Source organism: Agromyces selenitireducens, assembly GCF_052748465.2.
Window position 1 is genome coordinate 24,912 of record NZ_CM188259.1, and the last position, 26,988, is coordinate 51,899.

Here is a 26,988-nt window from a genome sequence, read left to right on the forward strand (position 1 = left end):
GGCTACCGCCGCAGCTCGAACGTCGTCGCTCCGACCTTGACGGTGGCTCCGAGCGGAATGGGCGTGGGCACGGTGACTCGGGAGCCGTTGAGGAACGTGCCGTTGGTGGAGTCGAGGTCCTGGATCATCCACCGGCCGTTCCAGAGCATGAGCCGGGCGTGGTGCGTCGACGTGTAGTCGTCGCGGATGATGATCGCGGAGTCGCTCGACCGACCGATCGTGATCTCGTCGCGACCGAGGGGGAATTCGGCGCCGGCCTTCGCCCCCGATGTGATCACCAGGCGCGTCGCGTTCTCGGTGGTGGCGTCGCCGCCGTCCGGGGGCGCCGACGGGCGGTTCACTGCCGCGGTCGGGGCACCGGGACCCGCCGCGGCGGCGGGGGCCGGTGCAGCGCCGGCGGCCGCGGCATCCGGTTGCAGCTTCCGGACGCGCTGGCCGAACAGGTCGCTGCGCAGGGCGTACACGATGGCGAACACGAACACCCAGAGCAGCACCAGGAAGCCGAGCTGCAGGACGAGGAGGGTCAGTTCACTCATTCGGTCGGCCCCCAGAAGCCATCCGCGTTGCGGCGCTGGCTGGGGTCGACTCGGCGACCGACGGCGGTGTCGGAGGGATCGGCTTGGGCGAGCACCCGGAACACGATACGCGAGCGCCCGATGGTGATCACGGAGTCCGGCTCGAGCACGGCGTCCTTCACGGGGGCGCCGTTCAACTGCGTGCCATTCGTGGATCCGAGGTCTCGGACGCGGGCGCGCTGGCCGTCCCACTGCACCTCTGCGTGACGGCGTGAGGCGCCGGCGTCGTCGAGCGTGACGTCCGCCTCACTGCCGCGGCCGATGACCGTGCGGCCCTTCAGGAGCGGGAAGCGGCGGCCGTCGACGTCGAGCACCGGGGTCCAGGCGACGCGGCCCTTCACGTTCTGCGAGTCGACCTGCACCATCCCCTCGGCGAGGCCCGCGTCGGCCTGCAGGTCGATGCGGATGCCGCCGGCGAACTGGAAGCGCTGGCTCGCGGCGTGCTTCTGCACCAGGTCGACGAGCTCGTCGATCAGCGCCGGGCCGAGCGAGGTCATGCGCTCGTGGTCGGCCGGGGACATGCGCACCGCGAACCGGTTGGGCACGAGCACGCGGTCGCGCGACACGACCGCCGCCTTCGTGTCGATCTCGCGCTTCAGCGCGGCCGTGATCTCCACAGGCTGCAGCCCCGAGCGGAAGGTCTTCGCGAACGCGCCGTTGACGGCGCGTTCGAGACCCTTCTCGAAGTTGTCCAGTAGGCCCACAGGTCTCCCGTCCGGTCCGTGCTCGACTGACATGCTAGCCCGAGCGCATGCGATCGCGCCGGGGACGGCGCGGAACGATGCCGTTCCGCGACCTCCCGTCAGTCGAAGACGGACGCGGCCTCCTCCTCGTCGACGTCCAGCGACAGCGTCGGGATCGACGCCGTGAGCAGCGTGCCGTCGGCGCGTCGCGCGCCGCGCACGTTCTGCATGGTCGGTGCGCCGACGCGACGCGCGCCGTGCCCGTCGAGGGCGACCACCAGCGGGGCGCCGGGGGTGACGACGACACGCTCGCCACGCACCTCGAGGGGCACCGCGGCATCCGCTTCGCCCACCTCGATGGTGAACCGGACGGCCTCGGCCGTGAGGTCGACGCGGATGCGCGTGCCGCGCAGCGTGAGCCGGAACGAGAGCCGCTCCCAGCCGTCGGGAAGGCGTGGATCGAACGAGAACCGGCCGTTGTGGTCGCGGAACCCGCCGAAACCGGACACGAGGCCGGCCCAGACGCCGCCGGTCGATGCGACGTGCACGCCGTCGGCGGCGTTGTGGTGCAGGTCGGCGAGATCGACGAACAGCGCCGAGCGGAAGTAGCGCAGCGCGAGCTCGTGGTACCCGACCTCGGCGGCGATGATCGACTGCACGACCGCCGAGAGGGTGGAGTCGCCGGTGGTCAGCGGGTCGTAGTACTCGAAGTCGGCGAGCTTCTGCTCGGTGCTGAAGCGGTCGCCCTGGAGGTAGAGCGCGAGCACGACGTCGGCCTGCTTGAGCACCTGGAACCGGTAGATGACGAGCGGGTGGTAGTGCAGGAGGAGGGGAAGGCGGTTGTCGGGCGTGTGCTCGAGGTCCCACAGCTCCTTCTCGAGGAACGCCGAGTCCTGCGGGTGCACGCCGAGCTGCGCATCGAACGGGATGTGCATGTGCGCCGCGGCGCGACGCCAGCTCGCGACCTCGGCCGGTGTCACGCCGAGCCGCTCGACGAGCCGCTTGTGGCCTTCCGGGTCGTGCACCTGCAGGTTGTCGACGGCGGCGGCCGCAGCGGCGAGGTTCGCGCGGGCCATCACGTTCGTGTACAGGTTGTCGTTCACGACGGTGGTGTACTCGTCCGGCCCGGTGACGCCGTGGATGTGGAACACGTCGTCGGTGTTGGTGCGCCAGAAGCCCAGGTCCTCCCACATGCGCGCGGTCTCGACGAGGATGTCGATCGCGCCGCGCGCGAGGAAGTCCTCGTCGCCCGTGGCGGCCACGTACTGGCACAGCGCATAGGAGACGTCGGCGTCGATGTGGTACTGCGCGGTCCCCGCGGCGTAGTACGCGGACGACTCGAGGCCGTTGATGGTGCGCCAGGGGAACAGGGCCCCGCGCTGGTTGAGCTCGAGCGCACGGGCGCGGGCGGCGTTCAGCATCCGCTGACGGAACCGCAGCACGTTGCGGGCCACGATCGGCGCCGTGTAGCTGAGGAACGGCATCACGTAGATCTCGGAGTCCCAGAAGTAGTGGCCGCCGTAGCCGGAGCCCGAGACGCCCTTCGCGGCGACACCGCCGCCGTCGGTGCGCGCGGTCGCCTGCGCGAGCTGGAACAGGTTCCAGCGGGTGGCCTGCTGCAGCTCGGGCTGCCCGGCGATCTCGACGTCGGAGCGGGCCCAGTAGTCGTCGAGCCAGGTGCGCTGCTGTTCGAACAGCTCGGCGATGCCGATCTCGGCGCCGCGGTCGAGGGTGCGATCGCAGCGGTCGACGAGTTCGCGCGCGGGCACCTTGCGGGCCGTGTGGTAGCTGATCAGCTTGGTGATGCGGATCGGCACGCCCTTCTCGGCGCGGACCCGGTAGGTGTGCTTGGCGAGGTCGTCGCCGACCGAGCCGGTCTCGGTGTACTCGTTGTCGGTCGCGATCGAGTGCCGGGCGCCGACCGAGATCGCCATCTTGGAGTTCGTGCACTGGTACCCGAGGACGTAGTGCCCGCCCTGGCGGTGCTGCACGCGAGGCTGCAGCACGCGCTCCGTGAACGTCTCGGCCTTGCGCGGGTCGAATGCGCCGGGGGCCTCGGTCACCCCGGCGCGGTACTCGTCGCGGCCGTCCTGGCGGTTGAGGATCTGGCTGGAGATCGTCACCGCGGCGTCGGCGTCGAGCATCTCGACCTCGTAGTCGATGACGCCGAGGTGGCGGTCGGTGAAGCTCGTCATCCGGCGGCTCGTGATGAGCACGCGCTTGCCCGACGGGGTGCGCCACTCGATGCGACGGCTGAGCACGCCCAGCCGGAAGTCGAGCCGGCGCTCGTAGGCCATGATCTCGGCCTCGGTGATCACGAGCGGCTCGTCGTCGACGTACAGGCGGATGATCTTGGCATCCGGCGCGTTCACGATGGTCTGGCCGACGCGCGCGAAGCCGAAGGCCTCTTCGGCGTGGCGGATCGGCCACGTCTCGTGGAAGCCGTTGATGAACGTGCCGTGCATGTGGCCGTCGCGGCCCTCCTCCACGTTGCCGCGGAGGCCGAGGTAGCCGTTGCCCACCGCGAAGAGCGTCTCGGTGCGGCCCATGTCGTCGACGCCGAACTCGGTCTCGACGAGCGCCCACTCGTCGGTCGGGAAGATCGTGCGGTTCAGGGGATCGGTGTCGGCGAACCTCATGCGCGGTCCTCTCCGGTCTGCGGGTCGTGGAGCGGCGCAGCCGCGTCTCGTGACCCGGGGATCTCTTCGTTGCGTGCAGCGGATGCCGCGCCGGCGCGCTCGAGCGCCGGGAGGAGCTCGTCGAGCTCGTCGACGATCACGTCGGCGCCGAGCTCGGTCAGCGCGTCGCGCCCGACGCCGCGGTCGACGCCGATCACGAGTGCGAACGGGCCGGTGGCGCCGGCCTTCACGCCGGACTCCGCGTCTTCGATCACCGCGCACTCCTCCGGCGCCAGGCCGAGGAGCTCTGCGGCGCGCAGGAACATGTCGGGCGCCGGCTTGCCCGGGATGCCCTCGCGCGCGGCGACCGCGCCGTCGACGACGACCTCGAATCGGCCGTCGATGCCGGCGGCCGCGAGCACCGCGGGCGCGTTCTTCGAGCTCGACACCACGGCGACCTCGCCGCCGGCGCGCTCGATCGCGTCGAGCAGCGCGACGCTCGCCGGGTAGGGCCGCACCCCCTCTTCGGCGAGGGTCTCGTTGAACGCGTCGTTCTTGCGGTTGCCGAGGCCGTGCACGGTCTCGGCGCTCGCGGCATCCGTCACCTCGCCCTCGGGCAGCACGATGCCGCGGCTCGCCAGGAGCGACCGCACCCCGTCGTACCGCGGCTTGCCGTCGATGTACGCGTAGTAGTCGGCGTCGCGGTAGGGCTCGGCGCCGCGCTGTTCGAGGAACGGCGCGAACAGGCGCGCCCACGCGTGCATGTGCACGACCGCGGTCGGCGTGAGCACCCCGTCGAGGTCGAACAGCCAGCCGCGGATGCCGCCGAGGTCGACGTCGGCGGGGTCGACGGGCGCGCTGTCGCGCAGGCTCGCGCGATCGTCGCGGGGGTGGGTCACGGGCGATCCTTTCGATCGGGGGAACTGGTCGGGCGCCGGTGCCGGTAGTCAAGGCTATGCCCGCGCTCGGGGGCGGCGCGAGAGGCTCGGGCGACTCGGAGCGGTTGCCGAGGTCGTGCTGGTGTGGAGGGGGCGTGGCCGGACGCCACGCGGAGGTATGTTAGTCTCGGTTGGCTGGTTCGCGCCTGTGTACGAGTCGGTATGCGCAAGTGGCGGAATAGGCAGACGCGCACGGTTCAGGTCCGTGTGCCCGAAAGGGCGTGGGGGTTCAACTCCCCCCTTGCGCACCAGCGTCGGGAACGGCCCGGGTCATCGACCCGGGCCGTTCCCGTACTCCCGACACGTTCGACGTGATGGTCGGCATCAGGCACGTGCGAGTTCAGGAGTGCCCCGGGCGGCCCGGTCCGTGCTTCGGAGGCCGACCGCGGGGCGGCTAGGCTGCCGGGCATGCACCGGGTCCTCCGCTCGTTCGTCCTGCCGGGGCTGGGAGCGATCGCGGCGCTCGCCGCAGCCGGACGGGCCGCACGGCTCGTCGGCGGCGATGACCCGTGCGAGGACCGGGCGGTGCGCGCGCTCCAGGACGCCTTCGGCCACCGGCCCGACGACGATGACGGCGCGTCGGTCGACCCGCTCGAGCCTCGTGAGCTGCTCGATCGGGTCACCGGTCCGCTCTCGTGGTACTCGGGTGTGCCGCAGACGATCGCGAATGGGGCGTTCTGGTGCGGCGTGACGTGGTGGCTTACGCGCGACCGGCGCGGCGCCATCGCCCCCGGTGCGGCACTCGCGCTCGAGACCGCCTGCTTCGTCGGATCTGCGGCCCTCGTGGGAAGGCCGCGACCCGGTGGGGTGTGGCGGCCGGAGCGGCCCCACGCGACGTCGTCCTTCCCGTCCGGGCACACGGCGGCGGCCGTCGCGCTCCACACCACGCTCGCCGACCTGCTCGACCGGCACGGGGTCCGCGGGGCGCGAGTCCTCGGACCCCTGCTGCGGTACGTGATTCCCGGCGGCATCGCGTTCTCGCGGATCTACCGCGGGCAGCACCACATCTCGGACGTGCTCGCGGGGGTCCTGCTGGGGCGTTGGAGCGCCGCAGTGGTCCGGCGGGAGTCGCTCTCGCCATAGGGAACGGGCGCACTGCGGCCCTCGGACGGACGCGGGCGGATCCGCCCTCCAGCCTGCTCGGGTACCCGTGGCGCGCCGCGTGCGGGCCGCCTTGGACGCCGACCCCGCCCGGTAGTCGCCGCCGTCTGACCGACGAGGGGATCCGCGAGCCACGGGCGCCTCCCCGTCCCGGCGTCACCGTGCGAGCGCCAGCACCTCCGCGTTCGGCAGGGATGCGAGGTACGCGCCGGTCACGAGCAGCTTCGAGCCGCGGATGCCGCTGCCGATGATGAGCCGCTCGTGCGCCGCGACGGACTCGTCGACCAGGATCGCCCAGTCGTCGGGAAGGCCGATCGGCGTGATGCCGCCGTACTGCATGCCCGTGAGCCGCACGGCCTCGTCCATCGACGCGAACGACAGCTTCCGTGCGTCGAGGTGCCGTCGCACCACGCCGTTGATGTCGGCGCGATCCGAGCCCCGCACGAGCACGGCCGCGTACCACGTGCGGTCGCCGCGCCGAGCCTGCACGACGACGCAGTTCGCGCCGTCTGCCATGGCGATCCCGTAGTGCTCGCAGAACGCGGCGGTGTCGGCCAGGCCGGGATCGATCGCGGCGACGAGCACCGGGTTCGCCGCGGCATCCGTCGCACTGATCGCCGTGGCGGTGGGCGCCGAGAGGAGCTCGGGCGAATGGGCGGCGGGCGTGAAGTCGAGCGTTCCGAAGCGCATGCGGCGAGCGTACGACGGATGCCGCCGCGCGATCACCCGCGCTCGAGAGTTCCGACCATGAGCGAATCGGGCTCGAAGACGGCGCAGAGGACGACCCGATCGCCCGAGTCCCACTCGTCCTTCGACGGGACGAATCGCTCGACGGCCAGTACGGCTGCAGCTGGCGACTCGCCGACCGAATCCTCGAACGCCTGATCGCAGCGCTCCGTGGCGGCCGCCTCGATCGCGTCGGCCGAGTACGTCGCCGTCGGCAGCGATTCGACGTGGAGCACCTCGTACCCGTGCGGAGCCTCGCACCATGCGGTCAGCGCCACCCGGCCGTCGGAGTTGCTGAAGCAGTCGCCGACGGCGAGTTCGCGGATGAACACGGATTGCCCGAACGCGGCGGTCGAACCGTCCCACGCATCGATCCGTGGCATCCCGTCGGTCGCGCCGATCCACTCCCACGCGGTGGCCGTCACGCCGGAATGGGTCTGCACGTCCACCGGCACGAACAGGCCGGACTCGAGTGCGGTCTGCTCGCGGACGAACGCGTCCGCCGTCGAGGCCTCGAGGGTCAGGAGGAAGCCCGGGACCTCGCCGCCGGGCTCGAACTTCGCGGCGGGATAGCCGAGGCCCGAGTCGTACAGCAGGCCGTCGACGACGGCCCGGGTCGACGACTCGACATACTCCTTGATCTCGGCGTATCGCGACTCTCCGGGCATCGACGACCCGTATACGAACACGTGCACCGCATCGGTCGCGTTCGGCGAGGCCGCGTCAGGGGCGGCGGAGTCGCGAGGGAGACCGACGAACACGCTGACCAGGGCGACAGCGACGGCCGCGACGCCGGCCAGCGCGGACACCCCGGCCGGAGTCCACCACCTGCGATGCTCGGGATGCGCGGGGTTCTCGGGATCCGGCGGGCTCGCTGGCGCAGCGGCGTGCGCGGAGTCCGGCGGATCGGGGATCGACATGATGCACCTCGCGCACTGTTCGGACGTCGCACTCGGCGGTGGGTTCGTCGCTGCGGCGTAGGCCGGATGCGGTCATGATACGCCCGCGGCTGCCGCAGTCGCGTGAGCCGGGTCAGCCGCGCGGTTCGAGTCGCAGGGTCGTGGCGGCCGCGTCCGGGCCGACGACCGTCGCGACGATGCGCGGCGGGTGCGCGGCGTACTTCGCCCGGTACGCGGCATCCAGTGCCTCATGCGTCGCCGCCTCGGCTGCGGGGACGTCGACGAACGCCACGTCGTGCTCGACGCCGCCGGCTCGCACCCGGCCGGAGCCGCTCGCCTTCGCACGGCGGAACCAGCCGTTGTCGGGACCGTAGGCCGAGCGGACGAACAGTTCGTCGCCGACCCGGGCCGACCAGATGATCACGTACTTCCGCAGCGAGCCGTCGCCGCGGTGCGAGGACACCTCGATCTCCTCGGCGTCGCCGATGCGGGCAAGCTGCTCAGTGCCCCATGTCGTCATCGTCGCCCCTTCCCACCATCCGATTCTCGGCGCCCGGGTGCCGCGAGGCAACGGGAGCGGCTCGGCCCCGTCCCCGGCGCGCGCCACCGCCGTCGATGTCGCGCTGCGGGCCCCTCAGATCAGGGTCGGGTCGTCGCCGAGCGGCTCGATCAGGGTCGGGTCGTGCGGGTCGATGCGGCGGTGGTTGTTCACGCGCGGGTCGACCTCGTATTCGGTGATGGTCGGCGCGACCCGGTCGGACTGCGCGAGGAGGAAGTCGACCATCGCCTGCGCGTCGGCGGGCGTGAGCTTGGCGGGATCGAGGTAGTGGTCGATCGCGTCGAGGGGGAGGTACACCGGCATCCGGTCGTGGATCTCGCCGGAGGCGTCACGGGCCTCGCGCGTGATGATCGAGGTCGACACCTCCCACGTGTCGTCGTCGAGCTTCCGCGCCGTCGAGATGCCGGCCGCAGCGAGCAGCTCGTCGGGGCCGTGCAGGTAGTGGGCGCGCTTCCTGCCGGGCTCGCCCGTCCACTCGTAGTAGCCGCGCATGGGCACGATGCACCGGCCGGAGGCGAACGCACCCTTCCACAGCCCGTTGGTCGCGACCGTCTCGATGCGGCTGTTGAACTGCGGCCGCTTCGACTCCTTCATGAACGCCGGATGGAAGTTCCACCGGGCCGGCTCGAGGCGCCGCACGAACTCGCCGGTGTCGGACTTCGCACGTTCGCGCACGATGGGGATCGTGTCGGTCGGCGCGAGGCTGTACGACGGGCGCCAGTCGGCGAAGTCGTTCTCGGCGTCGAACACCGCGGTGAGGTCGTCGGCCTGCTGGGAGACCACGAATCGTCCGCACATGAGGGTCCTCCGATCGGGATGACGCGAGCCTACGCCGCGCCGCCGACGACCCGTCGAGTCAACATGAGCAATCCTCGGACAACGCTTGCTGACATCACGCGGATTCCTAGCTACGTTTGGACCAGAGATCGGCTCCCCGGGGCCGCGTGCCGCACGACGACGTGCGGCCCGTCCGTGTCATCGGGGGCCTTCGATCACGCAATGGAGCGAGAGAAGAGGGAACTGATGACCATCACCTCACGACGACCCGCCAGATGGCGCAGACGCGCCATCGCGGCATCCGGAGCGCTGATACTCGGCGCCTCGCTGATGACCGCCACGGCGGCCTCGGCAGGAGACGACCCGCGCGTCGACCTGCCCGCGGGATTCGACGACGCCGGGATCGCCGCAAGCGGCGTCGAACTCCTGGACAGCCTGCCGGTGCCGGCCGGGTTCGTCATCAACTCCGACCTGGCCTTCACGGGCGACAAGGCCATCGTGGGCAGCTTCTCGGGCTTCCAGGTCTTCGACATCTCCGACCCGGCGGCACCGGCCCTCGAGACGGCGTTCGTGTGCCCGGGCGGCCAGGGCGACGTCTCGGTCTACGGCGACCTGCTCTTCATGTCGGTCGAGGCGACCAACGGCCGTATCGACTGCGGCACCGCCCCGATCACGGATCCGGCTGCCGAGCGGTTCCGCGGCGTGCGCATCTTCGACATCAGCGATCTCAGCAATCCCGTGCAGCTGCCGGGCGTGCAGACCTGTCGCGGATCGCACACGCACACCGTCGTGACCGACCCGGATGACGCGGCCAACGTGTACATCTACAACTCGGGCACCTCGAGTGTGCGCTCGGCGCTCGAGCTCGAGGGCTGCGAGAACGCCGCGCTGACGACCGACCCGGTGACCGAGGGCGACCCGACGCAGTGGCGCATCGACGTCATCAAGGTGCCGCTCGCGGCGCCCGAGACGGCCGAGATCGTCAGCCAGCCGCGCATCTTCACCGATGTCGACACGGGCGCGTACAACGGCCTGCAGAACACGCTGCCGGGCAGCGCACAGCACCCGAGCGGCAGCACCTACTCGCCGACGCCGAACACCAACACGTGCCACGACGTGACGGCGTTCCCCGAGATCGGGCTCCTCGCGGGCGCGTGCCAGGGCAACGGCATCCTCGTCGACATCAGCGACCCGGTGAACCCGGTGCGCATCGACGCCGTCGCCGACACGAACTTCTCGTACTGGCACTCGGCGACGTTCAACAACGATGGCACGAAGGTCGTCTTCACCGACGAGTGGGGCGGCGGCACGGGGGCCCGCTGCCTGGAGACCCACCAGCCCGAGTGGGGCGCGAACGCGCTGTTCGACATCGTCGACGGCAAGCTCGAGTTCGCGAGCTACTACAAGCTGCCGGCTCCGCAGACGGCGCAGGAGAACTGCGTGGCGCACAACGGCTCGATCATCCCCGTGCCGGGCCGCGACATCATGGTGCAGGCGTGGTACCAGGGCGGCATGTCCATCCTCGACTTCACCGACACCGAGAACCCGGTCGAGATCGCGTACCTCGATCGCGGTCCGATCAGCGACACCGCCCTGACCCTCGGGGGCTACTGGTCGACCTACTGGTACAACGGCAACGTGCTCGGCAGCGAGATCGCACGCGGCTTCGACACGATGGAGCTCGTCGAGAGCGACATGATGTCGGCGAACGAGATCGCTGCGGCCGGTGAGATCGAGCTCGCCGAGTTCAACGCGCAGCTGCAGTCGATGCTCGAGCACGACCCGAGCTTCGCCGTCGCCCGGTCGTACGTCGACCAGGCCGAGCGAGCCGGCACCCTCTCGGGCGCACAGCTCGACAAGGTGAACAAGTTGATCGACAAGGCTGAGTCGACCAAGGCAGGTAGGTCGGCCTCCGGGCTGCTCACCGCCGCTGCGAGCGAGTCCGGCTTCCCGGCGGACTCCGACCTGGTGCAGGGGCTGAAGGCGCTCGCCGCCAGCCTCCGCTGATCCGACGGCGGGGAGGTCGGTGACCCGGCCTCCCCGCCACCGCACGACGCCCTAAGACGCGCGCTCGGCGAGCATGGACTGCATGCGCGCGATCTCGATGGCCTGATCGCCCTCGACGTGGCGTGCGAACTGCCCGATGGCCTGCTCCTGCCCGCCGTCCGAGGCCCAGAGGTCGGCGACCATCTCGAGGGCGCCCTGGTGGTGCTGGATCATGTACTCGAGGAAGAGCCGTTCGAACTCCTCGCCGTCGGCGGCCTCGAGTCGCTCGAGCTGCTCGTCGGTCAGCATGCCCGGCATGTCATGGGCGCCGCCGTGGCCGCCGTGCTCGTCCCGCAGCGGGGTGCCGCGCTCCTGCAGCCAGCCCGCCATGAGATCCATCTCGCCCTCCTGGCTGATGCGCATGCGCTCCGCCAGCAGTCGGATGTCGCGATCCGTCGTGCGCTCCTCGACCCACTCGGTCATCGTGATGGCCTGGTCGTGGTGCACGATCATCATCTGCATGAACTCGACATCCGCCTCGGTGTGGGCGGGCTCCTCGATGCCGGCGGCCTCCTCGGGCGACATCGTCCGGTTCGGCTCACCCGGCGCGCCGAGCTGCACGGTCGGGTTCGTGGCCTCCGGCGCCGCGGACCCGGCCGTGCAGCCGCTCAGGGCGACGCCGAGGACCAGCACTGCCCCGATGCGGATGGGTCGCTCGAATGCCGTCATGCCACTCCTTCGTGTGCGCGCCCGGCCGGGCGCCACGTCCATATAACGCGAAAACTCCCGCACATGCCAGCGGTGCGAGCGCCCGGCGGCGATGCGAGCCGACGGCCCTCGACGCGGCATCCGTCGCCGCCGGTCGGCAGGGTGCAGGATGGCGGCATGGCCTTCGGACTGCGTGCGGACGTGCTGCGCCCGGCCGACACGGATCGCGCGGAGCGCGTCACGTACGTCGAGCTCTTCTTCGACCTCGTCTTCGTGTTCGGCCTCAACCAGGTCGCGGCGTCCCTGGCGGAGAACCAGACGCCGCTCGGTGCGCTCGAGGGTGTGATCATGGTGTGCGCGCTGTGGTGGGTGTGGGTCTCGACGACGTGGGTCACGAACTGGCTCGACCCCGTGAAGCTGCCCGTTCGCGTGACGGTGATCGTGCTCGCCTTCATCGCGTTCGTCATGAGCACGTCGATCTCAGAGGCGTTCGGCGAACGCGCGTGGGTGTTCGCCCTGGCCTACGTCGTGCTGAAGCTCGGGCGCGCCGGGTTCATGGTCTGGGCCACCCGCCGGCACGACGAGCGGGTCGCCGACGACTTCACCAACGTGCTCGTCTGGGCGCTTGCGAGCTCCGCGTTCTGGATCGCCGGAGCCCTGCTGCCGCAGCCCCTGCAGCTGCCGCTCTGGGCCGCGGCCCTCGGGGTGGAGTTGACGGGAAGCCTCCGCGGATACCCGGTGCCCGGTCGCGGTCGCATGGAGATCGACCGGTGGGACGTCTCGGGCGGGCACCTCGCCGAACGGAGCGCGCTGTTCGTGCTCATCGCGCTCGGCGAGGGACTGCTCGTGACCGGGTTCGAGTTCGTCGGCGAGGACGCGACGCCCGACCGGGTCATCGCCGTGGCCATCGCGTTCGTCGCCGCCGCCTCGTGCTGGTGGATCTACTTCGACCACGGCGAGCGGATCGGCGCGGAGGCGCTGCAGGCGGCCGGTGCCCCGGGCCGGATGGCGCGCACAGCCTACGTCTGGGTGCACCTGCTCATCGTCGCCGGCATCGTGCTGCTCGGCGTCGGCGACAAGGAACTGCTCGGCAATCCGCACGAGCAGAGCGTCCCGGCGACCGTGGCGGTGCTCGGCGGTCCGATGCTGTTCCTGGTCGGGACCATGTTGTTCCGGCGGGTCCTCGAGCGGCGCTGGATGCGGGCGCAGCTCGCCGGGATCGTCGGGCTGGTCGTCGTGCTCGCCGCGGCGCCGTGGCTCGAGCCGCTGTCGACCGGGGCGCTCGCCGCCCTCGTGCTGGTGCCCACCGCGGCGGGCGAGACGATCGAGCGCTACCGTCGGCGCGCGCCCGAGGGCGGCTGAGCCGAGTGGGCGCTCAGCGCCCCCCGAACTCCTCCTGGTCGTCCTCGGGGTCGGCGACGTCCTCCATCACGTACTCGGCGTCGTCCTCGCCGACGCCCTCGGCCTCGAGCTCCTCCTCGTACTCGACCTCGGCCTCGCGGCCCTTGTCGTACCCGTGCCCGAACGGGTTGTCCATGTTGATGCTCATCGGCTTCCCTCCGTCATCGCGGACCGCGCCGGTCGTCGGGCGACCCGCGTGCAGACAGGCTAGTCCGGTGTACCGCGCGGTGGAACGGGTTGACCGGGATCAGCGTCGCGGCAGCGCGAGGATGCGCTCGAACGCGGCATCCGTCGCCGGGTCGACGACCTGCAGCTCGGGGCGCGCATCGTGGAACGCGATGATCTGCCGGGCGCCCTCGTCGAACGTGATCGTCGTGCGGAACTCCGGCACGAGCGCCTTCACCTTGCTGTTGTCGAAGACCATCGAGTGCGCCTTGTCGCCGAGCAGGCCCGGTCCCCACTCGGGGTGCACGGCGGCGATGGTCGCGGATGCCACGTGCACGAGCTCGGGATCGGGGACGCCCGCGGCATCCGCGAGCCAGCCGTAGATCTGGTTCCAGGTGGGCGCGTGGTCCCCGGTGATGTGGAAGCTGTCGCCCACGGCCATCGGGTTGCCGAGGAGGCCGACGAACGCGACGGCGAAGTCGGCGTGGTGGGTGATGGTCCAGAGGCTCGTACCGTCGCCGTGCACGACGACCGGCTTGCCCGCGCGCATTCGGGCGATATCGGTCCAGTGGCCGGCGGTGGGCAGCAGGGTGCGGTCGTAGGTGTGCGAAGGGCGAACGATGGTGGCGGGGAAGCCGCGCTCGCGGACGGCCGCGACGAGGAGGTCCTCGCACGCGATCTTGTCGCGCGAGTACTGCCAGACGGGGTTCACGAGCGGCGTGGACTCGGTCACCGGCAGCCGGCTCGGCGGGGTCTGGTACGCGGAGGCGGAGCTGATGAAGACGTACTGTCCGATGCGCCCCTCGAAGAGGTCGACGTCGGCCTGCACGTGATCGGGCGTGAACGCGGTGAACTCGCACACGACGTCGAACTCGAGCGGGTCGCCGCCGCCGTGCCCGAGGGCTTCGCGCACCGAGTCGGGGTCGCGGATGTCGCCGACCACCTGTCGCACGTCGGCCGGGAGCGGCCTCAGGCTCGACGACCCGCCGCGGTTGAGGACGGTCACGTCGTGCCCGACCGCCACGGCACGGGCGACGCACGCCGAGCTGATGACGCCGCTGCCGCCGATGAAGAGGATCCGCTTCGCGGTCATCCGCCCATGTTCCCACTTCGCACACCGTCTTCCGGTGGTGCGGCTTCGCGTCCTACTCGACCCGCGGGGGGGCCCGCGCGACCCGCCCAGGGGTCGTAGTCGACGAGGAGCGGCTCCTGCTCGGGACGTTCGCCCTCGGGGACGTGCTGCAGGTTGACGCGCACGCGGTACCAGAGCGAGCTCGACCCGCGCATGCCGTCGAGCATGACGTCGGCGGGGGAGAGGTGCGGGACCACGTCGGGATGCGCGGCCTTCCAGCGCTCGAGCGCGTCGACTGCCTCGGGCTTCGTCTCGGTGCGCGCGACCTCGATGAGCGGCATCCGGGACTCGCGTCGACCGGAGCCGCCCGAGCCGCCCGACCCGCGCGGTGCCTTCTCGGCGGGCCCGAGCTCGTCGGCGAGGCGCAGCAGTCCCTCGAGGCCGCCCGCCGCATCGTCGATGCCGGCATGCGGGTCGCCCCGCTCGGCGAACCGCTCGAGCACCGTCGCGACCGTGAACTCCTCCGGCCGCCGGGTGCGCACCTCGCTCCAGTCGAGCGGCGTCGACACCCGGGCGTCCGGCAACGGCCGGATCGAGTAGGCGGATGCCACGGTGCGGTCCTTCGCGTTCTGGTTGAAGTCGACGAACACGCTCTCGCCGCGCTCCTCCTTCCACCAGCGGGCGGTCGCCAGCCCGGGTGCGCGCCGCTCGACCTCGCGCGCGAGCGCCTCGGCGGCGAGCCGCACCTCCGGATACTCCCACTCGGGACGGATGCGCACGAGCAGGTGCATGCCGCGTGACCCGGACGTCTTCGGCCAGCCGACGAGTCCGTGGTCGTCGAGCACGTCGCGCGCGACCATCGCCACGTCGACGATCTGCGACCAGTCGACGCCGGGCATGGGATCGAGGTCGACGCGCAGCTCGTCGGGATGGTCGAGGTCCTCCGCTCGCACCGGGTGGGGGTTGAGGTCGAGGCAGCCGAGGTTCACGACCCATGCGAGGCCCGCGGCATCCCGCACCACCGCCTCCTCAGCCGACGTGCCCGACGCGTATCGGAGCGTGGCGGTGTCGATGAAGTCGGGGTGGTTCTCGGGCACGCGCTTCTGGAAGAACGGCTCCTTCGCGATGCCCTTCACGAAGCGCTTCAGCACCATCGGGCGCCCGCCGGCGCCACGGAGCGCGCCCTCGGCGACGGCCACGTAGTACTCGACGAGGTCGAGCTTGGTGAGGCCGGGCTCGGGGAAGACCAGCTTGCCCGGATGGCTCACGCGGACGTCGTGGCCCTCGACGTCGAGGACCACCGCGTCATCCTTCGCGGCCGCCACGACACCACACTATGAGGTGACGGATGCCGGAGCGAGGGGCACCCCGCCGTCGCCGCCGTGATCGGCGGGCCCGTCGCCCTCCCCGTCGGCGTCGCGGTCCGCGGCATCGGCCTCATCGTCGACCGGGACCGCCGCCGGAAGCAACTGGATCAGGATCGCCGCGGCGAGGCAGGACGCCCCCGCCAGGGCGATGAGGGACCCGGCCGGCGATGCGTCGCCAGCAGACCCGCCGAACGCGGCCGCGAGGTCCTCGCCGATCCCGATGCCCGCCCACCACAGGAAGAAGCTCGTGGCGTGGATCAGGAGCAGCCCGCCCGTGACCACGAGGTGCGCGTTCACCGTCCCGCGCCGTGCGCCGACGAAGGCGGATACGGCGGCCGCGACGGTGGCCAGCGTCGAGACGATCGCCCACGCGACCGGGCCGCCGTCGACGCCGCCCGGCCCCTCGCCGAGCACGAGGTAGATCTGCGAGGCGTCCAGCGCGGGCACGCGCGCGAGCGGGTTCCACAACAGCAGATGCAGAGTGCCGAGCGCGATGACGACGAGGTTCGCTGCGGCGAGCACCGCGATCGCGGTCGTCGTACGACCCGGCAGGGAGTCGTCGCGGCGATGCTCGGTCAGGCCGAAGACGATGAGCGCGTAGCCGCCGACCGCGGCAGCCAGCGCGATCAGGATGAGGAACGGCGAGCGCGCGGCACCCGAGAGCTGCACCGCGATGGGCGCCGCGACGGCCGCGGCCACTGCCACCGCCCGTCGCCATCCCGCCGGCTCCCCGGCAGTGAAGAGGAGGGCGACCCCGAGCGGCAGCGCGACCCACACCGCGGCGAACTCGAGCGCGTGCGACGCCGTCGCGACGATCGTGCGCCATTCCGCCGAGGCGAAACCGAGGACGCTGAGGTCGACCGACACGCTCGTCGCCGCGAGGATCACCGCCACGGCGAGGAACGACACGCCCGCGCGCGCGTGCCGACCCGCGAAGGGGGAGCGTCGCGGCAACCGGGCCATGGCGACCTCATCTCGTGCTCGACGGCGTGTGCCGCCGCTCCCAGACTGGCATGGATGCCGGCGTCAGGGAACCGTGCCCCGGTCGCGCGTCGTGCGCGCGTGGACCCACGGGTGAAGCACGTCGAGCTGGACCAGCACCGCCCCGAGCTCGACGAAGCCGAGCGCGAAGTACACGGCCTGCAGCGGACTGAACGGGATGTAGACCATCTGCACGAAGATCCAGGTCAGGATGCCGAAGCCCGCGATCGCCGACGCGACCATCGCCCAACGCATCCGCCGGGCGACCATCACGAACGCGACGGCCTGCGTGCCGCCGACGACGAGCGCGAGCGCGAGTCCGGGAACGAGCGTCGACGCGAACGGCGACCCCTCGAGGTAGGAGTCCGGGATCGCGATCGGCGACTCGCCGAGGTCGGCCAGCGACCCGGCGACCAGCATCGCGCCGCCCAGCATCGACGTGACGGCCGTGAACGCCAGCGCGGCCAGCAGAACGATCCGCGCGACACGCTGCAGCGACATCCGGCACCCCCTCGATGGGTTCGCTCGCCAGCATCCCGTCTCCGCACCCCGTCCGGGGGGACCAAAGCCCCGGCATCATCGGGCCTGCGCGCGCACCATGGAAGCAGCGGCCGGGCGCGGTGCGCGCGCGTCCACCTCGTGATCACCGACCGAGCCGACCGCATCCCACGAGCCGACCGCGGCGGCGACGGACGCCGCCGCACACCGAAGGAGGAGGGACCATGGCCCGAAATGTCATCCGCTTCGACCCGATCGCCGAGCTGGACGCCCTGCAGCGACAGCTGTTCTCGGGGAGCTGGCTGAACCAGACGCGGCGATCCGCGCCGACGACCGACATCTACACCGAGGACGACCAGAAGCTCACGGTCGAGGCGCACCTGCCCGGCTTCAGCGAAGGCGACATCGACGTGGACGTCGACCAGGGCGCACTCGTCATCCAGGCCGAGAAGCGCGAGAAGCAAGAGGACAAGGACAAGAAGAAGTACGTCGTCCGCGAGAGCAGCACGAGCTACTACCGGCGCATCGAACTGCCCGAGCTCGCCGACGAGGAGGCCGTCAGCGCCCACTTCGAGAACGGAGTGCTCCGTGTGACGGTGCCGTATCGTGCCCTGCCCAGCCCGCGCAAGGTCTCGATCACGTCCACGGGCGGCGAGTCCGCGGGCGGCGAGTCCCGCGGCGGTGAGCCTGGCGGCGGCGAGACGGCGACCGCCTGAGCACGGCACCACCGCGCGCCGCATCCGCACGGCACCACGACCGAGACGAGGGGGAGCACGACATGGCCGACCGGTACACCGACGACGAAGTGAAGATGTGGGTCGAGGAGGAACTCGACTGGACCCCCGGGCTCGACTGGGCCGGCATCGGCGTCTCCGTCGACGACGGCGCGGTGCGACTGACCGGGAGCGTCGCGAACCTCTGGGAGCACGCCGAGGCCGTGCGAGCCGCCGAACGCGTCCGCGGGGTGACGACGGTGGTCGACGATCTCGCCGTGAAGGAGGACCGCGACCGGGAGCCCGACGAGGACCTCGTCGCCCGTGCGGTGAAGCACGAGATCGCCGCGGCCGGACCGGGCGCCGCGTCGGTGCACGCCGAGGTGCGCGGTCGCACGGTGCTCCTGACCGGCGAGGTCGAGTTCAACGCGCAGCGGGAGCGCCTTCGCGGAGCGGTGAGCCGCATCCCCGGCGTGCACTCCGTCGAGAGCCGGATCGCCCTCCAGCGGAAGCCGTCCGCGGACGACACCGCGGAGCGGATCCGCAGGGCGCTCGTCCGGCACGCGGTGATCGACGCGAACCACGTCGACGTCGCCGCCGAGGGCACGACCGTGAAGCTCACCGGATGGGTGTCGTCGTACCTCGAGCGGGCGCAGGCGGAGGAGGCGGCGTGGGCGTCGCCGCACGTCGAGCACGTCGAGAACCACATCGCGGTGGTGCCGTAGCCGCGTCCGGACCAGCGGCGGCCCGGTCGCTCGGGGGACCGGCCGGGCCGTTCCGCTCAGGGGCGCATCTCGACGCGCATGCGGTCCATCGGCAGCGCCGGGATGTGCCGCAGGCTGATGCGGAGGTCCTGGTCGGGCACCGAGAACGGGCGCCTCGCGGCGAGTTGCGCGAACCGGGCGGTGAGCGCGATCGTGGCCGCTTCGCCCGGGCAGCGGTGACCCGTCGCGGCATCCCCGCCGCCCTGCGGCACGAGCGTGTTGGGGTCGCCGTCCCACCCCTCGAACCGCTCGGGGAGGAAGCGCCCGGGCTCGTCCCAGCTGCGGGGGTCGTGGTTGGTCGCGTAGAGGTCGAGGATGGCGCGCTCGCCGGGTTCGAACTCGCGCCCGCGCCACTCGAACGGCCGCCGCACGGTGCCCGCGATGACGGGGAAGAAGGGGTAGTGCCGGCGCACCTCGTTCGTGACGCGCGTCGCGGCGTCCGCATCGGACTCGACGACGGCGTGCCACTGCGGGTGCGTGTGCATGGCGTGCACCGTGAACACCAGGAACCGGCTGACCGCCACGATGGGGCGCAGCAGGTTGAGCACCTCGACTGCCGCGACCTCCTCGGGCAGCGGCGCGCCGTGGTCGTCGGAGCCGTCGGCGATGGTGCGGATCGCGGACGCGGGATCGGCGTGGACATGGGCGGCACGCACGTCGGCCACGAGTTCGGCGGCCCAGTCCTCCGCCCGGCGCCGTCGCACGCGCGCGGCCCAGTTGACCGGACCGATCGTGCTCGCGGCATCCACCATCGCGGCCAGCCGGCCCGCGAGCTCGCGGTCGTCGACGCGTTGGGCCGGCACGCCCGACCACGCGAGCGCGGCCCTCGTGAGCACGAGGTTGCCGACGTCGTAGAGCGGCACCTCGTGGCCGGCGTGCTCGGCTCGAACCCGGGCCCACTCGCGTTCGAACGCCTCGACGAGCCGCGCGACGCTCGCCTCGTCGAGCATGCGCATGAACATCGACTTGCGGTGCCGGTGCGGTTCGCCCTCGAGGGTCTGCATGCTGCCCTCGTCCTGCAGCAGGTGCTGCACCGACGACGGCATCGCGCGCTCGCGCGAGAAGCGGTCGTCCTCGTAGAAGACGGATGCCGCCTCGCGGCCGTGCATCACGACGGCTCGGGTCCCGGCCAGCCGTGCCTCGAACGCGTCGCCGTCGAGCTTCCGGAACCGGCGGGTGCCGTACAGGTACCCGTCCTTCAGGAACGCCAGCGTGTCGTCGGGGGCGGGTGAGCGGGGGATCACGGTAGGGGTGTCGCTCATCGTTCCACGGTAGGCCGGATCGACCCGGACGCGGCAAGGGGGTTGACGCGTGTCCGCCCGTGGACCCGGCTTCAGCGGGGTGCGTCGAGGGCGTCCCGCTCGGCGCGCTGCGCGGCCTCGACGGGCGTGAGCGGGTCCGCGAGCGTCACGGCGGGCGTGCGGGCGGGCGGCTCGGTGCGGAATCCGATCGTCCGATGGGAGCCGTCGCAGAACGGGCGGATCGCAGACGCACCGCACCGGCACAGGGCGATCGTCCGCCGCGGCGCCTCGACGGGGTCGCCGCGCTCGTCCACGAGGTCCACGTCGCCGCGCACGATGAGCGGCCCGTTCGCACAGGCCGTGACCGTGACCGGTCGAGCGGATGCCGCGCCGCGGGCCGCGCGGCTCATGGCAGGGGCATCCGCAGCGCCGATTCGCCGCGCTCGAACGCGTCGCGAATGCCGCCCCACAGCCGGCCGTCGATCGTCAGGCACGCCGACGCGCCGAAGAGGATGTCGTCGACGAGGGCCGGCTCGGTCTCGGCCAGGCCGCCTGCGAGGTCGTTCGCGGCGAGCTGCTCGTGCACGGCGTCGGCCTCGACGTGCTCGTCGAAGTAGTCGACCACGTCGTCGCCGAACCCGAGTCGCCGCAGTCCGCGCGCGTACGCCCGGCAGGGGATGGTCGAGGTCATCTCGTAGGCCGCGAGGTGCCCGACGATCGCACCGCGCCAGCGCCGGTGCAGGCCGAAGTACGACATGAGGTTCATCGACGTGTAGACCCGTGCGGGCACGTGGTCGGCGTACGCGCCGTACCGGTCGTCGAGTCCGGCGCCGCGAAGCGCCTTCGCGAAGATCGCCGCATGCTGCCGTTCGGGGCGACCATCGCCGTACTCGTCGGCCTGGATCTCGACGAGCGCGACCTTCGCCGGGCCGTGCAGGCGCGGGATCGCCCAGGAGTGCGGGTCGGCCTCCTTGAGCGTGTAGATCGAGCGGCACGCGAGCACCTCGAGCACCTGGTCGGCGGTCGCGTCGCGTTCGACGTAGGCGGACAGGCCCGGGCTGTCGTCGAGCGACACGAGCTCGGCGAGCGCCTCGGGCACGCCGCGAGTCGCAGCCGGCTGGGGCACGGCGCCCCGGAGCGCGATCTCGAACGCCCGCTCGAGGTCGCCTCGCACCTGCAGCAGCCTCGGCTCCCACTCCCAGCTGTCGGGCACTCCCTCGATGCCCCCGTAGTGCAGTTCGTAGAGGAGGAACAGCGCGAGCTGGATGTCGTCGTCGTCGAGCACGTCGCGCGTGCGCGCGAGGGCACCGGTGGCGCTCGCATCGACGAGGTCGAGGCCGGCGAGGCGCTGGTGGGTCATGGTGCGCAGCAGGGCGGCGCTGAGAGGGCCGCGCGGCGCGGGGGGCGCCATGGGGCGCATGGGGTCGGCCGCGACCGGGATCGCCTCGTCGGGCGTCTCCGGCTTCGGAATGCCGGTCCCGTTCGGCTCGATGGGCGTCGGCGCGTTCGTCAGTGTCACGCGGTCCCTCCTCGCCTTCGTCCCCCGTGTTCAACGTTACGACCGGCCCCTGAAGGCACGCAGGGGGTTGACCGCGTTTCCGCGCAGGTCTACCCCTCAGTCGACCGCGACGGGCGGGGCGGCGGCGTCGAGCGCGCGGCGCAGGTCGCGCACGAGGTCGCCGGGGTGCTCGAGCCCGACCGAGAGGCGCACGAGCCCCTCGGGGATCGTCTCGGCCTCCGACGGCCAACGCCGGCGGCGCTCGAGCGTGGACTCGACGCCGCCGAGGCTCGTGGCGTGCACCCAGACGCGCGTCGACTCGGCGACGCGCTCAGCGGCATCCGCCCCGCCTCGGACGACGATCGACACGATGGTGCCGAAGCCGGGGTAGCGCACCTCCTCGAGCGCGGGATGCCCCTCGAGCGCGTCGACGATCGCCCTCGCGGTCGACTGCATGCGCTCGAGCCGCACCGGGAGGGTGCGCAGCCCGCGCAGCGCGAGGAACGCCTCGAACGCGCCCGGGATCGCGCCGTTGAGCCGCCTCCGCTGCTCGATGCGGGCGAGCAGTTCGTCGTCGCGCCCGATCACGGCGCCCATGAGGACGTCGCTGTGTCCGGCGATCGACTTCGTGGCCGAGTGCACCGACAGGTGCGCGCCCGAGTCGAGCGGATGCTGCAGCAGCGGCCCCGCGAACGTGTTGTCGACCGCGAACAGGGCTCCGGCGTCGTGCGCGGCACGGCCGATCGCGTCGAGGTCGCCGACCTCGAGGGCCGGGTTCGTGGGGGACTCGATCCAGACGAGGTCGGCGCCGGCCGCGGCATCCGTCACCGCCTGGGTCTCGCGCACGTCGACGTAGCGGACCTCGACCTCGCGGGCGGCGGCCAGGTCGTCGAGCTGCCCGATGGTGCCCGTGTAGGAGTGGCGCGGGGCGACGACCACGCCGCGGGTCGGAACGAGGTCGAAGACCGCGGCGATCGCGGCGATGCCCGACGCGAACGACACGCAGCGGCCGCCCTCGAGTGCGCCGAGCGCCTCCTCGAACGCCGTCCACGACGGGTTGCCGTAGCGGCCGTAGGCGACGGGGCCGCCTGCCGAGTAGGTCGACGTGAGGTGCACGGGCGTGTTGAGCGGTCCGTCGGGCGTGCGCTCGGGGCGGCCGGCGTGCACCGCGAGCGTCTCGGGGTGGAGGGTGTCGTCGTCGTGGGTCATCGGGCTCCTCGGGTGGGTGCGTGCTGCAATCCTCGCCCATCGCCGGGTCGTGCGTCGGCGGGAGGGCGCAGACTGGAGTGGTGACCCCCGACCTCGCGCTCGACTGGCGGGCGCCGCACGAGACCGACGTGATGCAGACGCTCGGGTCGCTGCGGCGCGGGCCGGGCGATCCGACGTTCGCGCTCGGGCCCGACGGGTCGGTGTGGCGCACGTCGCTCACGGATGCCGGTGCGGCGACGCTGCGCGTGCGGCAGGTCGGTCGCGACCTCATGCGCGTCGAGGCGTGGGGTCCGGGTGCCTCGGCAGCGCTCGCGCTCGCGCCGTCGATGCTGGGGGAGCGCGACGACACGTCGGCGTTCGCGCCCGGGCTCGCGCTGCTCGCCGACGCGCACCGCCGCAATCCGGGCCTGCGAGTGCCGCGCACTGCGCGCGTCATGGAGGCGCTCGTGCCGGCGATCCTCGAGCAGAAGGTGATCTCGCTGCAGGCGCACATGTCGTGGCGTCGGCTGCTCGAGCGGTTCGGGTCGACGGCGCCCGGCCCGACGCCGCGGCCCATGCGGGTGGTGCCGTCGGCGAGCGGATGGCGCGCCATCCCGTCGTGGGAATGGCACCGGGCGGGCGTCGACCCGCGGCGCGCGGCGACCGTCCAGCGCGTCGCCGCGTACGCGGCCCGCATCGAGGAGGCCGCCGAGTTGTCGCCCGCCGAGGCGACGGCGCGGCTCACGCACTTCGCCGGCATCGGCGTGTGGACGGCCGCCGAGGTCGCGCAGCGCGCGTTCGGCGACGCCGACGCGGTGTCGGTCGGCGACTACCACATCTCCGACTACGTGGGCCACGCGCTCCACGGGCGCGACATGACCGACGACGAGATGCTCGAGGCGCTCGCGCCGTGGGCGGGGCAGCGGTACCGCGTCATCCGCCTGTTGATGGCGGCTGGGGTGCCGGGCCGGCCGCGGCGCGGGCCGCGCATGGCGTTCGTCGACCACCGCGCCTACTGAGCGGCGAGCGGATGCCGCGGGCCGGGCTCAGCGGGAGGCGGTCACGTCGAGCAGCTGCGAGAGCTCACCGAGCGCGCCCGGCACGAGCTTGTAGTACGCCCAGGTGCCGCGCTTGCTGCGCGTGAGGAATCCGGCTTCCATCAGGATCTTCAGGTGGTGCGACACCGTCGGCTGGCTGAGGCCGATCGGCTCGTTGAGGTCGCACACGCACGCCTCTTCGCCCTCGGACGCGGCGACCATGGAGATGAGTCGCAGCCGGGTCGGGTCGGCGAGGGCCTTGAGCTTGCGGGCGAGCAGGTCGGCCTGTTCGGGTTCGATGGTCTCCCGGGTGAGGGGCGCGCAGCACACCGTCGCCTCGGGCTCGACCATCGGGAGCAGGTTCACCGTCATGCGAGCCATCCTATCCTGAATATTGACAAACTTCGATGTATGGGCCAGTCTCAATATCGAAGTTCATCGATGCATAGGAGCGACCCGACCATGACCCTGATCGACCTCACCGCCAGCAGCCTGCAGGAGCGTCGGCTCGACACCCTGCCCGTCGCCATCATCGGCGCCGGACCCGTCGGGCTCGCCGCCGCCGCGAACCTCGTCGAGCGCGGCCTCGACTTCGTGATCTACGAGGCGGGCGATGAGATCGCCAGCAGCATCCGCAAGTGGGGTCACACGCGGCTCTTCTCGCCCTGGAAGCTCGTCGTCGACCCGGCGTCGCGTCGCCTGCTTCAGGCCACCGGGTGGGAGCTGCCGTCACCCGAGTCGCTGCCGACCGGTGCGGAGCTCGTCGAGCGGTACCTCGAGCCGCTCGCTGCACTCGAGTCGATCGCGTCGCGGATCCGCACGGGCGTGACGGTCGACGCGGTGACCCGGCAGGGCATGGACCGGACCCGCACGGCGAACCGGGCGGCGACGCCGTTCCTCCTCCGCGTGCGGTCCTCCGACGGCGTCGAGGAGTTCACGGCGCGCGCGGTGATCGACGCGTCGGGCACGTACGACCAGCCGAACTCGCTCGCGTCGTCCGGGCTCGACCCGCTGGGGCTGCCCGAGGTCGCCGACCGGGTGACGCACGCGCTGCCCGACGTGCTGGGTCGCGACCGCGCTCGCTTCGCCGGGCGGCGCACGACCGTCGTGGGCGCGGGTCACTCGGCAGCGAACACCCTGCTCGCGCTCGCCGAGCTGGCCGAGCAGGAGCCGGGTACGCGCATCACGTGGCTGATCCGGAACGCGAGCGCGGTGCGCGTCACCTCGTCGGACGACGACGAGCTCGTCGCGCGCGCCACGATCGGGCGTCGCGTCGACCGGCTGGTCGGGGCCGGCCGGATCGAGGTCGTGGACCGGTTCGAGACGGTGCGGCTGGGTCGCACGGATGCGGGCGTGCGCCTGTACGGCCTGCGCGGCGACGACCTGGTCGAGCACGAGACCGACCTCGTGGTCAACGCGACCGGGTTCCGCCCGAACCTCGACATGCTCCGCGAGGTGCGCCTCGAGCTCGACGAGATCGTGCAGGCGCCTCGGCGGCTGGCCCCGCTCATCGACCCGAACGTGCACACCTGCGGCACGGTCGAGCCCCACGGCTTCGCCGAGCTCGAGCACCCCGAGCCCGGCTTCTTCCTCGCCGGCATGAAGAGCTACGGACGCGCGCCGACCTTCCTCCTGGCCACCGGGTACGAGCAGGTCCGCTCGATCACCGCCTGGATCGCGGGCGACGAGGCCGCGGCCCGCAACGTCGACCTCGTGCTGCCCGCGACGGGCGTGTGCTCGACGAGCCTGCCCGCGGACGGCGGGGCCGCGGCATCCTGCGCCGCCGAGCCCGTGGCCGCCGCCACCGGGCAGTCGAGCTGCTGCAGCTGACGCCGCTCGCCTGACCCGGGAAGTCGGGTGCAGTCGAGTACCGTCTGCAGGATCCCACCGCGCCGGGCTGACATGACGATTCCACCCGGGCGGCGGGGAAACGCTCGTGGGCCGCGCACGGTCGATAGCGTGGCCCGACGACACGACCTGTGGGGAGCGCATCTCCGATCGACCGCGACGATGGCGCTTCCCACCGCCTGAGGAGGAGCAGGCGGCCGCGCGGCGCTGAACCGCCTCGTTCCCGCCTGACGCCTCAGGCGGTCGCGGCCTCCGGGAGGATCTCGCCGATGAGCTCCTCGATGCGGCGGCGGATCTCGTCGCGGATCGGACGCACGGACTCGATGCCCTGGCCGGCCGGGTCGTCGAGCTCCCAGTCCTCGTAGCGCTTGCCCGGGAAGATCGGGCACGCGTCGCCGCAGCCCATGGTGATCACGACATCCGACTCGCGAACCGCCTCGGTCGTCAGCACCTTCGGCGTGTTGCCGGCGATGTCGATGCCCTCCTCGGCCATCGCCTCGACCGCGACCGGGTTGATCTCGTTCTTCGGCGCGGACCCCGCCGAGAGCACCTCGACGCGGTCGCCGCCGAGGGCCCGCAGGTAGCCGGCGGCCATCTGCGAACGACCCGCGTTGTGGACGCAGACGAAGAGGACGGTGGGCTTCGAAGTCATGACAGAAGCATAGACCAGGATCTATGCGATGTCGAGCGAGCCCAGCAGCCCTCGGACATGGGCTTCGATGCGATCACGGATGTCGCGCACGCGCTCGAGCGGCAGCCCCACCGGATCGTCCAGCTCCCAGTCGAGGTAGCGCCGCCCCGGATAGATCGGGCACGCGTCGCCGCAGCCCATCGTCACGACCACGTCGGCCGCGCGGACGACCTCGTCGGTGAGCGGCTTCGGGAACTCGCCGCCGATCGGCACGCCGATCTCGTCGAGCGCGCCGACGACTGCCGGCCGCACCGCATCGGCTGGCGCCGACCCAGCCGTGCGCACGTGCACGCGATCGCCCGCCAGGTGCCGCAGGATCGCCGCGGCCATCTGCGACCGTCCGGCGTTCTGCACGCACACGAACAGCACCTCCGGCACCCCGCCCGTCGCAGCCGACCCCTCCGGCGCCGCGGCCGCCAATGCGGTCAGCCGCTCGGCCGCGAACTGCGCCGTGAGCGACGGCAGCCGACGCGTGATCCCCGACCGCTCGGCGAGCAGCTCGTGGCTCTCGCGCACGTACCGCGACACCGTCTCGGGCCCGAACACGCCGGCGAAGCGCGCGGCCAGGTCTCGCGCGATCCGCTCGAGCACCGCGGCATCCGTCACCGCAGCGCCCGCGGCGCCGGCGCCGGAAACGGACGCACCGAGCAGGTCGGCGACCCGCTCGACCTCGTCGGGCGCGACCGAGTACCAGGCCCGTCGCCCCTCGGGTGTGCGCACGAGCACGCCCTCGTCGTGCAGCGCCTTCGCGTGGTGCGACACGGTCGGCTGCCGGAGCCCCAGCTCCGCGGCGAGCTCGGTCACGGTCGCGCGCCCGTCCGGCCTCGCGAGGATCAGCGACAGCATGCGGGCGCGGGTCGGATCGGCGATCAGCGCGAGGCCGCTCACCGCGGCATCCGCTCGCCCCGAGACCATAGATCACAGTCTATGCAAGCGACGGATGCCGCGGCCGAG

At 72.0% G+C, this 26,988-nt stretch carries 28 protein-coding genes and 1 tRNA gene; 8 read left to right on the top strand and 21 right to left on the bottom strand.

All coding sequences use genetic code 11. From position 1 onward, the window contains the following. Positions 1 to 2: 2 nt before the first annotated feature. The 4 genes from ACULK4_RS00130 to ACULK4_RS00145 form a co-directional block, all read right to left on the bottom strand. Positions 3 to 536 (bottom strand): FHA domain-containing protein FhaB/FipA, encoded by a 534-nt coding sequence (locus ACULK4_RS00130; RefSeq protein ID WP_445963893.1) that lies wholly within the window; start codon positions 534 to 536, stop codon positions 3 to 5. Further along, on the bottom strand, positions 533 to 1,279 hold the full coding sequence (locus tag ACULK4_RS00135; RefSeq protein WP_445963894.1) for an FHA domain-containing protein: 747 nt from the start codon (positions 1,277 to 1,279) through the stop codon (positions 533 to 535). Before ACULK4_RS00135 ends, ACULK4_RS00130 begins: the two co-directional genes overlap by 4 nt. 98 nt (positions 1,280 to 1,377) lie before the next feature. Further along, positions 1,378 to 3,897, bottom strand: coding sequence for a glycoside hydrolase family 65 protein (locus ACULK4_RS00140; RefSeq protein ID WP_445963895.1), 2,520 nt, complete (start codon positions 3,895 to 3,897; stop codon positions 1,378 to 1,380). Next, positions 3,894 to 4,640, bottom strand: coding sequence for an HAD-IA family hydrolase (locus ACULK4_RS00145; RefSeq protein WP_501043393.1), 747 nt, complete (start codon positions 4,638 to 4,640; stop codon positions 3,894 to 3,896). Before ACULK4_RS00145 ends, ACULK4_RS00140 begins: the two co-directional genes overlap by 4 nt. Positions 4,641 to 4,978: 338 nt before the next feature. Here ACULK4_RS00145 and ACULK4_RS00150 point away from each other — a divergent pair. Continuing rightward, positions 4,979 to 5,065: transfer RNA gene (locus ACULK4_RS00150), tRNA-Leu, on the top strand. Positions 5,066 to 5,222: 157 nt separating this feature from the next. After that, positions 5,223 to 5,897: a phosphatase PAP2 family protein gene (locus tag ACULK4_RS00155; RefSeq protein ID WP_445963896.1), complete on the top strand. Its 675-nt coding sequence runs from the start codon at positions 5,223 to 5,225 to the stop codon at positions 5,895 to 5,897. Between the two features lie 174 nt (positions 5,898 to 6,071). Here the strand turns inward: ACULK4_RS00155 and ACULK4_RS00160 are convergent, their stop codons facing one another. The 4 genes from ACULK4_RS00160 to ACULK4_RS00175 all read right to left on the bottom strand — a co-directional run bounded on the left by ACULK4_RS00160 (position 6,072) and on the right by ACULK4_RS00175 (position 8,897). After that, positions 6,072 to 6,605 carry a YbaK/EbsC family protein gene (locus tag ACULK4_RS00160; RefSeq protein WP_445963897.1) on the bottom strand — a complete coding sequence of 178 codons (534 nt, stop codon included), beginning with the start codon at positions 6,603 to 6,605 and terminating at the stop codon, positions 6,072 to 6,074. Positions 6,606 to 6,637: 32 nt separating this feature from the next. Further along, positions 6,638 to 7,561: a gamma-glutamylcyclotransferase family protein gene (locus ACULK4_RS00165; protein WP_445963898.1), complete on the bottom strand. Its 924-nt coding sequence runs from the start codon at positions 7,559 to 7,561 to the stop codon at positions 6,638 to 6,640. A 112-nt stretch (positions 7,562 to 7,673) separates the two neighbouring features. Next, on the bottom strand, positions 7,674 to 8,060 hold the full coding sequence (locus ACULK4_RS00170; RefSeq protein ID WP_445963899.1) for a DUF2255 family protein: 387 nt from the start codon (positions 8,058 to 8,060) through the stop codon (positions 7,674 to 7,676). A gap of 114 nt (positions 8,061 to 8,174) precedes the next feature. Continuing rightward, the gene (locus tag ACULK4_RS00175) at positions 8,175 to 8,897 is read right to left on the bottom strand and encodes an SOS response-associated peptidase (protein WP_445963900.1); all 723 of its coding nucleotides are present in this window, start codon (positions 8,895 to 8,897) and stop codon (positions 8,175 to 8,177) included. Positions 8,898 to 9,122: 225 nt separating this feature from the next. On the opposite strand from ACULK4_RS00175, the gene ACULK4_RS00180 reads away from it, so the two are divergent. Continuing rightward, positions 9,123 to 10,883: an LVIVD repeat-containing protein gene (locus tag ACULK4_RS00180; RefSeq protein ID WP_445963901.1), complete on the top strand. Its 1,761-nt coding sequence runs from the start codon at positions 9,123 to 9,125 to the stop codon at positions 10,881 to 10,883. Between the two features lie 51 nt (positions 10,884 to 10,934). On the opposite strand, the gene ACULK4_RS00185 is transcribed toward ACULK4_RS00180, so the two are convergent. Beyond that, positions 10,935 to 11,591: a DUF305 domain-containing protein gene (locus tag ACULK4_RS00185; protein WP_445963902.1), complete on the bottom strand. Its 657-nt coding sequence runs from the start codon at positions 11,589 to 11,591 to the stop codon at positions 10,935 to 10,937. Positions 11,592 to 11,747: 156 nt separating this feature from the next. Between ACULK4_RS00185 and ACULK4_RS00190 the strand changes: the two genes are divergently transcribed. Next, positions 11,748 to 12,932: a low temperature requirement protein A gene (locus tag ACULK4_RS00190; RefSeq protein ID WP_445963903.1), complete on the top strand. Its 1,185-nt coding sequence runs from the start codon at positions 11,748 to 11,750 to the stop codon at positions 12,930 to 12,932. A 13-nt stretch (positions 12,933 to 12,945) separates the two neighbouring features. On the opposite strand, the gene ACULK4_RS00195 is transcribed toward ACULK4_RS00190, so the two are convergent. The 5 genes from ACULK4_RS00195 to ACULK4_RS00215 form a co-directional block, all read right to left on the bottom strand. After that, positions 12,946 to 13,119, bottom strand: coding sequence for a hypothetical protein (locus ACULK4_RS00195; protein WP_445963904.1), 174 nt, complete (start codon positions 13,117 to 13,119; stop codon positions 12,946 to 12,948). Positions 13,120 to 13,218: 99 nt separating this feature from the next. Beyond that, positions 13,219 to 14,229, bottom strand: a complete 1,011-nt coding sequence (locus ACULK4_RS00200; protein WP_445963905.1) for an SDR family oxidoreductase — start codon at positions 14,227 to 14,229, stop codon at positions 13,219 to 13,221. Next, entirely contained in the window at positions 14,226 to 15,533 is a 1,308-nt protein-coding gene (locus tag ACULK4_RS00205; protein WP_445963906.1) for a DNA polymerase domain-containing protein, read from the bottom strand. Before ACULK4_RS00205 ends, ACULK4_RS00200 begins: the two co-directional genes overlap by 4 nt. A gap of 9 nt (positions 15,534 to 15,542) precedes the next feature. Further along, the gene (locus ACULK4_RS00210) at positions 15,543 to 16,538 is read right to left on the bottom strand and encodes a hypothetical protein (protein ID WP_445963907.1); all 996 of its coding nucleotides are present in this window, start codon (positions 16,536 to 16,538) and stop codon (positions 15,543 to 15,545) included. A 63-nt stretch (positions 16,539 to 16,601) separates the two neighbouring features. Beyond that, positions 16,602 to 17,057 carry a hypothetical protein gene (locus tag ACULK4_RS00215; protein WP_445963908.1) on the bottom strand — a complete coding sequence of 152 codons (456 nt, stop codon included), beginning with the start codon at positions 17,055 to 17,057 and terminating at the stop codon, positions 16,602 to 16,604. A gap of 221 nt (positions 17,058 to 17,278) precedes the next feature. Here ACULK4_RS00215 and ACULK4_RS00220 point away from each other — a divergent pair, with 221 nt between their 5' ends. Together ACULK4_RS00220 and ACULK4_RS00225 are read left to right on the top strand one after the other, a co-directional pair. Then, positions 17,279 to 17,770, top strand: a complete 492-nt coding sequence (locus ACULK4_RS00220; protein WP_445963909.1) for an Hsp20/alpha crystallin family protein — start codon at positions 17,279 to 17,281, stop codon at positions 17,768 to 17,770. Between the two features lie 62 nt (positions 17,771 to 17,832). Further along, on the top strand, positions 17,833 to 18,492 hold the full coding sequence (locus tag ACULK4_RS00225; RefSeq protein WP_445963910.1) for a BON domain-containing protein: 660 nt from the start codon (positions 17,833 to 17,835) through the stop codon (positions 18,490 to 18,492). A gap of 56 nt (positions 18,493 to 18,548) precedes the next feature. Here the strand turns inward: ACULK4_RS00225 and ACULK4_RS00230 are convergent, their stop codons facing one another. From ACULK4_RS00230 to ACULK4_RS00245, 4 genes are all read right to left on the bottom strand, one after another. Then, on the bottom strand, positions 18,549 to 19,793 hold the full coding sequence (locus ACULK4_RS00230) for a cytochrome P450 (RefSeq protein ID WP_445963911.1): 1,245 nt from the start codon (positions 19,791 to 19,793) through the stop codon (positions 18,549 to 18,551). A gap of 71 nt (positions 19,794 to 19,864) precedes the next feature. Next, a complete protein-coding gene (locus ACULK4_RS00235) occupies positions 19,865 to 20,182 on the bottom strand; it encodes a CDGSH iron-sulfur domain-containing protein (protein ID WP_445963912.1) in 318 nt (105 codons plus the stop codon). After that, positions 20,179 to 21,291, bottom strand: a complete 1,113-nt coding sequence (locus tag ACULK4_RS00240) for an iron-containing redox enzyme family protein (protein WP_445963913.1) — start codon at positions 21,289 to 21,291, stop codon at positions 20,179 to 20,181. The genes ACULK4_RS00235 and ACULK4_RS00240 overlap by 4 nt, the downstream gene beginning before the upstream one ends. Positions 21,292 to 21,387: 96 nt before the next feature. Then, positions 21,388 to 22,479 (bottom strand): trans-sulfuration enzyme family protein, encoded by a 1,092-nt coding sequence (locus ACULK4_RS00245; protein WP_445963914.1) that lies wholly within the window; start codon positions 22,477 to 22,479, stop codon positions 21,388 to 21,390. Between the two features lie 80 nt (positions 22,480 to 22,559). Between ACULK4_RS00245 and ACULK4_RS00250 the strand changes: the two genes are divergently transcribed. Beyond that, the gene (locus tag ACULK4_RS00250) at positions 22,560 to 23,477 is read left to right on the top strand and encodes a DNA-3-methyladenine glycosylase family protein (protein WP_445963915.1); all 918 of its coding nucleotides are present in this window, start codon (positions 22,560 to 22,562) and stop codon (positions 23,475 to 23,477) included. Between the two features lie 27 nt (positions 23,478 to 23,504). Here ACULK4_RS00250 and ACULK4_RS00255 read toward each other — a convergent pair whose 3' ends face one another. Continuing rightward, complete coding sequence (locus ACULK4_RS00255; protein WP_445963916.1) at positions 23,505 to 23,867, bottom strand: ArsR/SmtB family transcription factor; 363 nt, start codon at positions 23,865 to 23,867, stop codon at positions 23,505 to 23,507. Between the two features lie 90 nt (positions 23,868 to 23,957). Between ACULK4_RS00255 and ACULK4_RS00260 the strand changes: the two genes are divergently transcribed. Next, on the top strand, positions 23,958 to 25,325 hold the full coding sequence (locus ACULK4_RS00260; protein ID WP_445963917.1) for an NAD(P)-binding domain-containing protein: 1,368 nt from the start codon (positions 23,958 to 23,960) through the stop codon (positions 25,323 to 25,325). A 253-nt stretch (positions 25,326 to 25,578) separates the two neighbouring features. Here the strand turns inward: ACULK4_RS00260 and ACULK4_RS00265 are convergent, their stop codons facing one another. Both ACULK4_RS00265 and ACULK4_RS00270 read right to left on the bottom strand, forming a co-directional pair. Beyond that, entirely contained in the window at positions 25,579 to 25,995 is a 417-nt protein-coding gene (locus ACULK4_RS00265) for an arsenate reductase ArsC (RefSeq protein WP_445963918.1), read from the bottom strand. Positions 25,996 to 26,016: 21 nt separating this feature from the next. After that, complete coding sequence (locus ACULK4_RS00270) at positions 26,017 to 26,949, bottom strand: metalloregulator ArsR/SmtB family transcription factor (protein WP_445963919.1); 933 nt, start codon at positions 26,947 to 26,949, stop codon at positions 26,017 to 26,019. Positions 26,950 to 26,988 lie beyond the last annotated feature (39 nt).

Bases quoted from the DNA above. Each gene is read 5' to 3' on its own strand.
- ACULK4_RS00130 (WP_445963893.1), bottom strand. From the start codon at position 536: ATGAGTGAACTGACCCTCCTCGTCCTGCAGCTCGGCTTCCTGGTGCTG.
- ACULK4_RS00140 (WP_445963895.1), bottom strand. From the start codon at position 3,897: ATGAGGTTCGCCGACACCGATCCCCTGAACCGCACGATCTTCCCGACC.
- ACULK4_RS00145 (WP_501043393.1), bottom strand. From the start codon at position 4,640: ATGCACGCGTGGGCGCGCCTGTTCGCGCCGTTCCTCGAACAGCGCGGC.
- ACULK4_RS00155 (WP_445963896.1), top strand. From the start codon at position 5,223: ATGCACCGGGTCCTCCGCTCGTTCGTCCTGCCGGGGCTGGGAGCGATC.
- ACULK4_RS00160 (WP_445963897.1), bottom strand. From the start codon at position 6,605: ATGCGCTTCGGAACGCTCGACTTCACGCCCGCCGCCCATTCGCCCGAG.
- ACULK4_RS00165 (WP_445963898.1), bottom strand. From the start codon at position 7,561: ATGTCGATCCCCGATCCGCCGGACTCCGCGCACGCCGCTGCGCCAGCG.
- ACULK4_RS00170 (WP_445963899.1), bottom strand. From the start codon at position 8,060: ATGACGACATGGGGCACTGAGCAGCTTGCCCGCATCGGCGACGCCGAG.
- ACULK4_RS00175 (WP_445963900.1), bottom strand. From the start codon at position 8,897: ATGTGCGGACGATTCGTGGTCTCCCAGCAGGCCGACGACCTCACCGCG.
- ACULK4_RS00180 (WP_445963901.1), top strand. From the start codon at position 9,123: ATGACCATCACCTCACGACGACCCGCCAGATGGCGCAGACGCGCCATC.
- ACULK4_RS00185 (WP_445963902.1), bottom strand. From the start codon at position 11,591: ATGACGGCATTCGAGCGACCCATCCGCATCGGGGCAGTGCTGGTCCTC.
- ACULK4_RS00190 (WP_445963903.1), top strand. From the start codon at position 11,748: ATGGCCTTCGGACTGCGTGCGGACGTGCTGCGCCCGGCCGACACGGAT.
- ACULK4_RS00195 (WP_445963904.1), bottom strand. From the start codon at position 13,119: ATGAGCATCAACATGGACAACCCGTTCGGGCACGGGTACGACAAGGGC.
- ACULK4_RS00200 (WP_445963905.1), bottom strand. From the start codon at position 14,229: ATGACCGCGAAGCGGATCCTCTTCATCGGCGGCAGCGGCGTCATCAGC.
- ACULK4_RS00210 (WP_445963907.1), bottom strand. From the start codon at position 16,538: ATGGCCCGGTTGCCGCGACGCTCCCCCTTCGCGGGTCGGCACGCGCGC.
- ACULK4_RS00215 (WP_445963908.1), bottom strand. From the start codon at position 17,057: ATGTCGCTGCAGCGTGTCGCGCGGATCGTTCTGCTGGCCGCGCTGGCG.
- ACULK4_RS00220 (WP_445963909.1), top strand. From the start codon at position 17,279: ATGGCCCGAAATGTCATCCGCTTCGACCCGATCGCCGAGCTGGACGCC.
- ACULK4_RS00225 (WP_445963910.1), top strand. From the start codon at position 17,833: ATGGCCGACCGGTACACCGACGACGAAGTGAAGATGTGGGTCGAGGAG.
- ACULK4_RS00230 (WP_445963911.1), bottom strand. From the start codon at position 19,793: ATGAGCGACACCCCTACCGTGATCCCCCGCTCACCCGCCCCCGACGAC.
- ACULK4_RS00235 (WP_445963912.1), bottom strand. From the start codon at position 20,182: ATGAGCCGCGCGGCCCGCGGCGCGGCATCCGCTCGACCGGTCACGGTC.
- ACULK4_RS00245 (WP_445963914.1), bottom strand. From the start codon at position 22,479: ATGACCCACGACGACGACACCCTCCACCCCGAGACGCTCGCGGTGCAC.
- ACULK4_RS00255 (WP_445963916.1), bottom strand. From the start codon at position 23,867: ATGACGGTGAACCTGCTCCCGATGGTCGAGCCCGAGGCGACGGTGTGC.
- ACULK4_RS00260 (WP_445963917.1), top strand. From the start codon at position 23,958: ATGACCCTGATCGACCTCACCGCCAGCAGCCTGCAGGAGCGTCGGCTC.
- ACULK4_RS00265 (WP_445963918.1), bottom strand. From the start codon at position 25,995: ATGACTTCGAAGCCCACCGTCCTCTTCGTCTGCGTCCACAACGCGGGT.
- ACULK4_RS00270 (WP_445963919.1), bottom strand. From the start codon at position 26,949: ATGGTCTCGGGGCGAGCGGATGCCGCGGTGAGCGGCCTCGCGCTGATC.